Origin of the sequence: Tractidigestivibacter sp., from assembly GCF_050946515.1 — a bacterium.
Taxonomy (GTDB): domain Bacteria; phylum Actinomycetota; class Coriobacteriia; order Coriobacteriales; family Atopobiaceae; genus Tractidigestivibacter.
Window position 1 is genome coordinate 299,094 of sequence record NZ_JBMNUX010000001.1, and the last position, 8,216, is coordinate 307,309.

The window sequence follows — 8,216 nt, forward strand, 5'->3', positions numbered from 1 at the left end:
ATTCCCGTGACGAATGATCAAGTTGCAGGAGCAAGCGCCCCTGCTCGCATGCGCACGCGCCGAGTGATGGTTGGCGACGTTCCCGTGGGAGGAGGCGCTCCCGTCTCGGTTCAGTCGATGTGCACAACAAAGACCGCCGACGCCGCGTCTACCTTGGCGCAGATCTCTCGGCTTGCAGACGCTGGCTGCGAGATCATCCGCGTGGCAATTCCCGACGCAGGCTCGCTCGACGGCTTCCAGGAGGTGTGCTCCAAGTCTCCTCTTCCCGTGATAGCCGACATCCACTTTGACTACCGCCTTGCCATCGAGGCTGCCCGCCGCGGCGCCTCCGCGCTGCGCATCAACCCTGGAAACATCGGCTCGTGGGACCGAGTCGACGCCGTCATCGATGCCTGTGGCCAAGCGGGAATCCCCATCCGCATCGGCGTGAACGCGGGCTCCCTCGACAAGAAGATCGCCGAGCGCCAAGACCTGACGCTTCCCGAAAAGCTCGTTGCATCGTCCGTCTCGTTCGTCGAGCACTTCAAAGAGCTCGGCTTTTTTGACATCGTGCTCTCGGCCAAGGCCCACAGCGTGCCCACTACGCTCGCAACGTATCGCGCTCTCTCGCAAGAGCTCCCAAGCGTGCCGCTTCATGTGGGCGTGACCGAGGCAGGGACTCTCCAGCAGGGCACGGTTAAGAACGCGGCAGGCGTGGGAATCTTGCTCGAGCAGGGAATTGGCGACACCATGCGCCTTTCGCTCACCGCAGACCCCGTCGAGGAGGTCAACGTTGCCTGGGAGCTTCTCTCTGCCCTGGGGATGCGAAGGAGAACTCCTGAGCTCGTGAGCTGCCCCACGTGTGGGCGGTGCCAAGTTGATATGATTCCGATTGCCGAAGAGGTGTCGCGCCGCCTTGCTTCCGTCAAGGCCCCCATCACGGTCGCCGTGATGGGCTGCGTCGTCAACGGCCCGGGCGAGGCCTCGGACGCTGACATCGGCGTTGCCTGCGGCCGCGACCAGGCCATGCTCTTCGCTAACGGCAAGCCCATCAGAAAGATTCCCGCCGACAGGATCGTCGACGAGCTCATGAGCGAGATTGACCGGCGCTTCGAGGCCGGCGGAAAGGACTAACGATGAAGAAGTACGCTCGCATGTCCCAGCTTTATGCCCCCACTCTGAAGGAGGACCCTGCGGAGGCGGAGCTGGCGAGCCACAGGCTGCTGCTTCGCGCGGGCATGATTCGCAAGTCCGCCTCTGGCCTCTACAGCTACCTGCCGCTCGCCTGGCGCTCGCTTCGCAAGATCGAGCAGATCATCCGCGAGGAGATGGACGAGATTGGCGCCCAGGAGATGCAGGTGCCAATCCTGACCGATGGCGAGTTCTGGCGCCAGTCCGGCCGCTGGAACGCCTACGGCCCCGAGCTCATGCGCATTTCCGACCGCCACGACCGCGAGTTCGCGCTCGGCCCCACCCACGAGGAGGCCTTCACTGCCCTCGTGCGCGGCGAGCTTCGCTCGTACAAGCAGCTGCCCCTCACGCTCTATCAGATGCAGGACAAGTTCCGCGACGAGCGCAGGCCCCGCTTCGGCCTCATGCGCAGCCGAGAGTTCATCATGAAGGACGCCTACTCCTTCGACGCCGACCACGAGGGCATGGTCAAGAGCTACAACGACGAGAAGGGCGCCTACGAGAAGATCTGCAAGCGCTGCGGCCTGTGGTGCCTGCCCGTGGTAGCCGACTCCGGCGAGATAGGCGGCGACATGTCCGTCGAGTTCATGGCCATCGCTGACGCCGGCGAGGCGGAGCTCGTCTATTGCGACTGCGGCTTCGCGGCCGACACCGAGGCGGCAACTGCCCCCATCGCCCTCGTGGAGGGCGAGGAAGGCGACCTCGAAAAGGTCCTCACGCCCGATTGCGGCACCATCGCCGACCTTGCAGAGTTCCTGCACGTGCCCGAGGCCGGCACCCGAAAGGCGCTCGCCCTCGTCGATGGCGACGGCAAGCCCTGGGTCTGCTTCGTTCCCGGCGACCACGAGATGAACGACGTGAAGGCCGCCCACGAGTTCGGCGACTTCCACATGATGACAGACGAGGAGCTCGTTCAGCATGGGCTGGTCAAGGGCTTCATGGGCCCGATTGGCCTTCCCGAGGGCGTGGGCGTGTGCGCCGACGTCTCCATCAAGGACTCCCAGTGGTGGGCCATCGGCGCAAACGAGAAGAACTACCACTACGTCCATGCCAAGCAGGGCCGCGACTTCACGATCGGCCGCTGGGTGGACGTGATCTCCGCCAAGGCCGGAGACCTTTGCCCCAAGTGCGGGCGTCCCCTCAAAGGCGCGCGCGGCATCGAGGTTGGGCAGGTCTTCGCATTCGGCGACAAGTACTCCACGCCGATGGGCGCCACCTTCACCGACGAGGACGGAAACGAGAAGCCCTTCCTGATGGGCAGCTATGGCATCGGCGTCTCCCGCCTGCTTGCGGCCTCCGTCGAGCAGCATCACGACGAGCACGGCATCATCTGGCCCGTCTCGATTGCGCCCTACGAGGTTGAGGTCGTGCCTCTGGACGTGAACGACGAGCTGGTCTGGCCCGTTGCCGAGAAGGTTGCCGGCGAGCTTATCGCCAAGGGCGTCGAGGTCCTGGTGGACGACCGCAAGGAGCGCCCGGGCGTCAAGTTCAACGACGCCGACCTCATGGGCCTTCCGTACCAGGTCGTCTGCGGCAAGAAGGCCGTGAAGAACGGCAACGTCGAGCTCAAGAACCGCGCGACTGGCGAGAGGAGCGAGGTCGCCATCGACCAGGTGGCAGAGCTTCTCGCAAGCCGCGTCATCGCTGAGCGCGGGTAAGGAGCGCAGCACTCTTCGGGGCTGCCAACAAACCCCTTAAACAAGACAAGCCGCCCGGAAGAGTCACGTTCCGGGCGGCTCGTTTCTTCAGCATGACCTCTGTGTTCCATAACGAAGCTCTATTGAATGTGGTCTCGTCATGTTTGCTCGAGAGAAGGGTCCATCAAGGGCTATCTTGAGTGACTAGGTTCGGTCGAGAGAATCCTCCTTGGGTGCGCTCTGGATGCACGGCATTCACAGGGGCTCGCAATTCTCGCCAACGGCCGACCATGACCTGACGAAAGGAGTCGCCATGACCTACCAAGAGCTTGCCGAGGCAGCACGTGGGAAGATGGGAATCTGCAAGGCATGCCCGGTGTGCAACGGACGCGGATGCCTGGGAAAGATTCCAGGGCCTGGGGCCAAGGGCTCGGGCATGGTGGCAACTAGGAACTACTCTGCCTGGCAGCAGGTGCGCCTGCTCATGGACACGATCCACCCCACCTTCTCGGCGGACACCTCGACGACGCTCTTTGGCCGAGCGCTGGCGCTCCCCGTGATGGTGGCGCCCCTCGGCGACGTCAACCGCCACTACGGCCCGGAATATGACCAAGAGACCTACAACGACGTGATCCTTCGCGCCGCGTCCGAGGCTGGCACCATCGCCTGGACCGGCGACGGGCTCGCCTCGTCCATCTTCGAGGGCGCCTGCGAGCGCATGGGCGAGCTTGGCGGCTGCGGCATCCCCACGGTCAAGCCATGGAGCGCCGATGTCGTGCGCGAGAAGCTCAAGCTCGCGCTTGCGGCGCATCCCGTGGCCGTCGCCATGGACGTCGACGCTGCAGGGCTTCCCTTCCTGAAAGGGCAGGAGCCTCCCGCGGGCGCCAAGAGCGTTGATGAGCTGCACGAGATTGCGGAAGTATGCCACGGCTCAGAGGTCCCCTTCATCGTGAAGGGCGTGCTCACGCCGCGAGCGGCTGAGAAGGCCATCGACGCCGGCGCCGACGGCATCGTCGTGTCGAACCACGGCGGCCGCGTTTTGGACGGCGTGCCGGCCACCGAGGAGGTCCTGGCGGGCATCGTGGACGCCGTGGGCGGCAGCACGACCGTCCTTGTGGACGGCGGCATCAGGAGCGGCCTGGACGTCTTCCGTGCGCTCGCTCTTGGCGCCGATGCCGTGCTCATGTGCCGCCCCTTCGTGGTGTGCATGTACGGCGGGGGAGCGCAGGGCGTGAAGGACTACCTCTCCCAGCTGCAGGGCGAGCTCGCCGACGCCATGGAGATGTGCGGTGCCGAGACCGTCAAGGACATCTCGCGCGACATGGTCATGATCGCAGGGGAGTAACGAGAAAAGCGCCCGCCGCAAAATGTCGTGCGGCGGGCGCGATTCGTTGCTACAGGGAGAAGCAGGGGATTACGCCATACTCGGCGGTGCTGGACCGGTCATGGACGAAGTCGAACGGCCCAGGCGCCTCTTTGTCCGCTGGGTCAACGACGACAAAATGGGCCTGACCGTCGTGCGAGAGCTCGGCAGGTATCATGCTTCGCGTCCACCACGCCATCTGGTTGTCGTCCTGGCGCGCGCCAGTGAGCCCCTTGCCAGTCTCAACAGTGGGGTCTACGTCATTCTCGAAGTAGTATCTGAACTGGTCGCCCTCTTGATTGTAATCATTGATGATGTCTGTGTACTCGCCCCCGAAATAGCTCTCGGGAAGCCCTCCCGATACCTGCGTGAGCGACGGCAGCCAGATCTTGTCTGTGGTCTCTTGCGCGGTCCCGCTCGAGTAGGTGGTCAGGGTGACTTCCTTAATCTCAGACTTCAGGTCGTCTGGAAGGCTGTCATAGAAATCGCCGTTCAGCCATTCGCGCAGAGAGGACTCTTCCCAGCTCGTGGTTCCGTCGTCGCTCATGGCACGGTAGTCAACGGCATCGACGAACATGAACGTCATGCAGAACCCGTCGGTGTCGCTGTCCTTCGAGATGTCGATGAGTCTGACCGTCAGATTGGGGTTCGACTCGTCAACGACAAACGAGATGTTCTTGAGGTTTCCTGAGCTGTCGGTCAGGCCATAATGCTCGGTGATCTCGTCTACGTCAGAGGAGGTCTCAGCCTGCTCCAGCAGGTCGTTGACGGCACCAATCTCTTCCCAGCTCCAGTTGACGACGCCAGAGTCTGCGGTGATGGGCTCGGCGACATCCGAAGAGTCGGAGTCGGATTCGCTGCTGACAGTAGCCTCTGCCGTCGACTCTGTGGCAGCTTCGCTGGTGCTCCCATGCGCTTCCTTGACCGTGAGGTTCCATCCAATAAAGAAGGCTGCGACCAAAGTGATGCAGCAGAGCCAGCCCGGCATCATGGCAGAGTTATAGAGCTTGCGGACATCACGAGAATTTGACTCCTCGATTTTTTCATCAGTTTGCGAACTATCGCTCATATCAATGTCCTTTAGCAACCATTTCGCCAGCGCGACTGCCATTTCAGCCTATGTTGAAAAAGTCTAGCACCAACTCTTGGATGCTTCCTGCCTATTGCGGCTCTTCCTGCAACAGCCGACTTATTGTCGAAGCAGCCATTAGTGTTCTATTCTGTAGTGATAGGAGACATTATTTGCCAGCAGCGCTCTGTGCGGCATGGCATTATGAGCTGCCTCATCAATCGGGAGATGCCCTATGAGCAAAGACTACTGGTTGTACGACAACCTAAAAAGAATTCAGGACATGCTGAGCAGCGCAAACGATGATCAGAAGATGATAGAGAAAATCCGGAGCTCGAAGATTGTCCCTCACACGGAAGTTCCGAAAAACACTGTCACAGCACGCAAGGGCCTCATTGTCGGAATCGTCTTGATAGCCGTCTGTGGCTTGCTTGATGCCATGTCAGAGGTCGGAGAGAGGCTAGGCCTTCGGTTTATCCTTGGCTATGGGCTGATTGCCCTTGCCATTTATGAGCTCGTCGTTGTCCCAATGGTAAAGGACAGATACGAGAAGGCCCTCCCAATAATGGAGGAGCTTGTCAGCGAGGAGAACTTGAAGGCTGACGAGAAGAACGCATCTTTGCAAGAAGAGATTGATCGGCTGAACAGCAATTCAGAATTCATGCTTGCCAACGCGCGAGACTTCGGATCTGGGTGGTATCCAGTGGATGACCCGAAGTACTTCAACCTCAAGGCCCTTGACTTCTGCGTGACTGCCGTTGACCGAGAGCGCGCCCATAGCGTCGAAGAGGCCCTTGCTCTCTACGACGACGAGAACTAGCGGGAATGCGCCGTCTACGGGCTTGCAGCTCTGTCTGCCCGTGACAGAAACCTGAACGGTTGTATTGCGCGTTGAGCAGAAGCTCGCTTACCTCTACGGCTGGAAGAGCTTCCTCAACGCGGAGGACGAGGTGGACGACGAGACGGTTGCCATGCTCGTGCTCCTTATGGGTGTGATGCTCAACGTAGGCGCGGCCGCCAATACCATCACAAAGTTTGCCGCCACCACCGCGGAGGCAGCCGTGAGCAAGAAGGTCGCCTCTATGACCCTCACTAAGACCGCCTTCTACAACCCCCTGAAGAGGGTGCTAAGGGTTATTGGCATCAACCTTACCAAGAAGTCGTTCGGCGATACTGTAGGGAAGGTCGTTCCCTTGCTAGGCGGTGCCGTATCAGGCGGAATGACGTATGCAACATTCAAGCCTGGCTCCGAGAAGCTGCGCCAGTACCTGCGCGCGCTTCCCATCTCTGGAATCGACACTTCAGTCCCTGAGGAGATTCCTCCCAGCTATCTTTCCGAACTTGCCTCCCAAGCAAAGGGAGCCGCGGATACTGCAGCTGTCGCTGCCACCAAGGCTGCGAAGATGGCGGGAGAAAGCCTTGCCGGCGGGGCAGAGGCTGTCGGAATGAGCATCGGGCATGGAGCAGAGATAGTGGGAAAGGCGGCTCTTGAAGGAGCCCAGAGTGCTGGGAGCCTTGCTACTCAGGGCCCTCAGGCAGCTGCGCCTGTTATCGCAGAAGGCATCAATGGCATGGGTAGTGCGATTACCAGCGGCGCTGCCTCCCTTGGCGGGATGCTCGGCAATTTCGCGAAGAAGCACTCGAGGGGCGCAGCCAGCGAGAAGAGCGATGCGCAGGGAGAAGAATAGAGATATGTGAGAGGCGATGAGGATGCGGTCTAATCTGATGACAATCAATGGAGAATGCATCTAATCGCAAAGCTATCAATTGCTAATTGTATGTCTTTGATCATTCCTAACAAAAAGAGCTGGCTTTTCCACTCTTCGCCGAGTCATATCCCTGATTTTCGGCTTTTTCTCCTCATTACTGCTAAGGTAAAAAACTGTTAATTGAGTTCAATGTATCGAATTCATTTTTCCATAGGACTAATTAAGGGGTATTTAGCCATGCCTGAGACTTCTCAGTCAGCTGTTGAAAGAATGGTAGAGAGGGCCACGAAGCTAGGAGACCCCATTCTTGCGCAAGACATTCGCGCTTTTGCCGCAGAGCGCCAATTCGGTCTTGTGTTCGAGCACAACCGTCCCGAGCGAATGAGACTGTACGGGAAGCCCATCACTACACGCGACATAGTGCAAGTATTGCCGAAGAGGGGGGGGGAAGAAGGTCCCGAATCGAAGCTACTTTGGCGTGTAGCGAGTATTGATGGCGAGGATGCTAAGCTCACAGCCTATCGCACAACTGGTTATACAAAAAACAACAATTCAGACTGCGAAGCAAAGCTTTGCGATCTTGTTGCCGTTGCTGAATACGATCAGCCAATTTACGCTGGCTTGGAAGAAGTTGATCGCGTCGAGCGTGGCGGAGACTCTCCTTATCACGTTGTAATCAATGGGGAGAACTATCACGCTCTTGAAATGCTCGAGTTTTGCTACGCAGGCAAGGTCGACTGCATCTATATAGACCCACCCTATAACACTGGTGCGAAGGACTGGAAGTACAACAACGACTACGTCGACGGTAGCGACCAGTACCGTCATAGCAAGTGGCTGGCGTTCATGGAGCGGCGGTTGAAGCTGGCGAAGCAGTTGCTGAATCCCGAGGACAGCGTGCTCATCGTCACTATCGATGAGAAGGAGAGAGACCGCCTGGGGCTCTTGCTTGAGCAGTTGTTTCCTGATACGACTAGGCAGATGGTGACTATAGTCAGCAACCCCAAGGGGTCGACTAGGGACCGCTTCTCTCGTGTTGAAGAAAATGCGTTTTTCTGCTTTATAGGTGACGCGTCCATTCGTGGTTCGAAAGATTCTTTACTCGGAGAAGTTTCCAATAACGGCGGAAACAATACACCTCGTTGTGAACTGGCTGAGATCCTTCGACACGAACGAGCGTTGGCTAGCGAAAGCCCATGCCTGATGGTGTCCCTATCGTAGTCCTTCTCATCTAGGCTGCCCTCTGGTTGATGCCTGTGTAGTACCAG

At 59.3% G+C, this 8,216-nt stretch carries 7 protein-coding genes; 6 read left to right on the forward strand and 1 reads right to left on the reverse strand.

Features of this window, described 5'->3' with window-relative positions; translation table 11 throughout:
• Positions 1-6: 6 nt before the first annotated feature.
• The 3 genes from ispG to ACOYJL_RS01285 all read left to right on the forward strand — a co-directional run bounded on the left by ispG (position 7) and on the right by ACOYJL_RS01285 (position 4,152).
• Positions 7-1,113 carry a flavodoxin-dependent (E)-4-hydroxy-3-methylbut-2-enyl-diphosphate synthase gene (ispG, locus tag ACOYJL_RS01275; protein ID WP_433568385.1) on the forward strand — a complete coding sequence of 369 codons (1,107 nt, stop codon included), beginning with the start codon at positions 7-9 and terminating at the stop codon, positions 1,111-1,113.
• 2 nt (positions 1,114-1,115) lie between these two features.
• Positions 1,116-2,828, forward strand: a complete 1,713-nt coding sequence (locus ACOYJL_RS01280) for a proline--tRNA ligase (RefSeq protein WP_433568386.1) — start codon at positions 1,116-1,118, stop codon at positions 2,826-2,828.
• A gap of 292 nt (positions 2,829-3,120) precedes the next feature.
• A complete protein-coding gene (locus ACOYJL_RS01285) occupies positions 3,121-4,152 on the forward strand; it encodes an alpha-hydroxy-acid oxidizing protein (RefSeq protein ID WP_433568387.1) in 1,032 nt (343 codons plus the stop codon).
• A gap of 49 nt (positions 4,153-4,201) precedes the next feature.
• On the opposite strand, the gene ACOYJL_RS01290 is transcribed toward ACOYJL_RS01285, so the two are convergent.
• On the reverse strand, positions 4,202-5,239 hold the full coding sequence (locus ACOYJL_RS01290; protein ID WP_433568388.1) for a DUF6273 domain-containing protein: 1,038 nt from the start codon (positions 5,237-5,239) through the stop codon (positions 4,202-4,204).
• A 235-nt stretch (positions 5,240-5,474) separates the two neighbouring features.
• On the opposite strand from ACOYJL_RS01290, the gene ACOYJL_RS01295 reads away from it, so the two are divergent.
• The 3 genes from ACOYJL_RS01295 (at position 5,475) to ACOYJL_RS01305 (ending at position 8,169) form a co-directional block, all read left to right on the forward strand.
• Entirely contained in the window at positions 5,475-6,059 is a 585-nt protein-coding gene (locus tag ACOYJL_RS01295; protein ID WP_433568389.1) for a hypothetical protein, read from the forward strand.
• 64 nt (positions 6,060-6,123) lie between these two features.
• The gene (locus tag ACOYJL_RS01300) at positions 6,124-6,927 is read left to right on the forward strand and encodes a hypothetical protein (protein ID WP_433568390.1); all 804 of its coding nucleotides are present in this window, start codon (positions 6,124-6,126) and stop codon (positions 6,925-6,927) included.
• A 258-nt stretch (positions 6,928-7,185) separates the two neighbouring features.
• The gene (locus ACOYJL_RS01305) at positions 7,186-8,169 is read left to right on the forward strand and encodes a DNA methyltransferase (protein ID WP_433568391.1); all 984 of its coding nucleotides are present in this window, start codon (positions 7,186-7,188) and stop codon (positions 8,167-8,169) included.
• The last annotated feature ends 47 nt before the right edge of the window (positions 8,170-8,216 follow it).

Coding starts and splice junctions, on each gene's coding strand:
- ACOYJL_RS01280 (WP_433568386.1), top strand. CDS start 1,116: ATGAAGAAGTACGCTCGCATGTCCCAGCTTTATGCCCCCACTCTGAAG.
- ACOYJL_RS01285 (WP_433568387.1), top strand. CDS start 3,121: ATGACCTACCAAGAGCTTGCCGAGGCAGCACGTGGGAAGATGGGAATC.
- ACOYJL_RS01305 (WP_433568391.1), top strand. CDS start 7,186: ATGCCTGAGACTTCTCAGTCAGCTGTTGAAAGAATGGTAGAGAGGGCC.
- ACOYJL_RS01290 (WP_433568388.1), bottom strand. CDS start 5,239: ATGAGCGATAGTTCGCAAACTGATGAAAAAATCGAGGAGTCAAATTCT.
- ACOYJL_RS01295 (WP_433568389.1), top strand. CDS start 5,475: ATGAGCAAAGACTACTGGTTGTACGACAACCTAAAAAGAATTCAGGAC.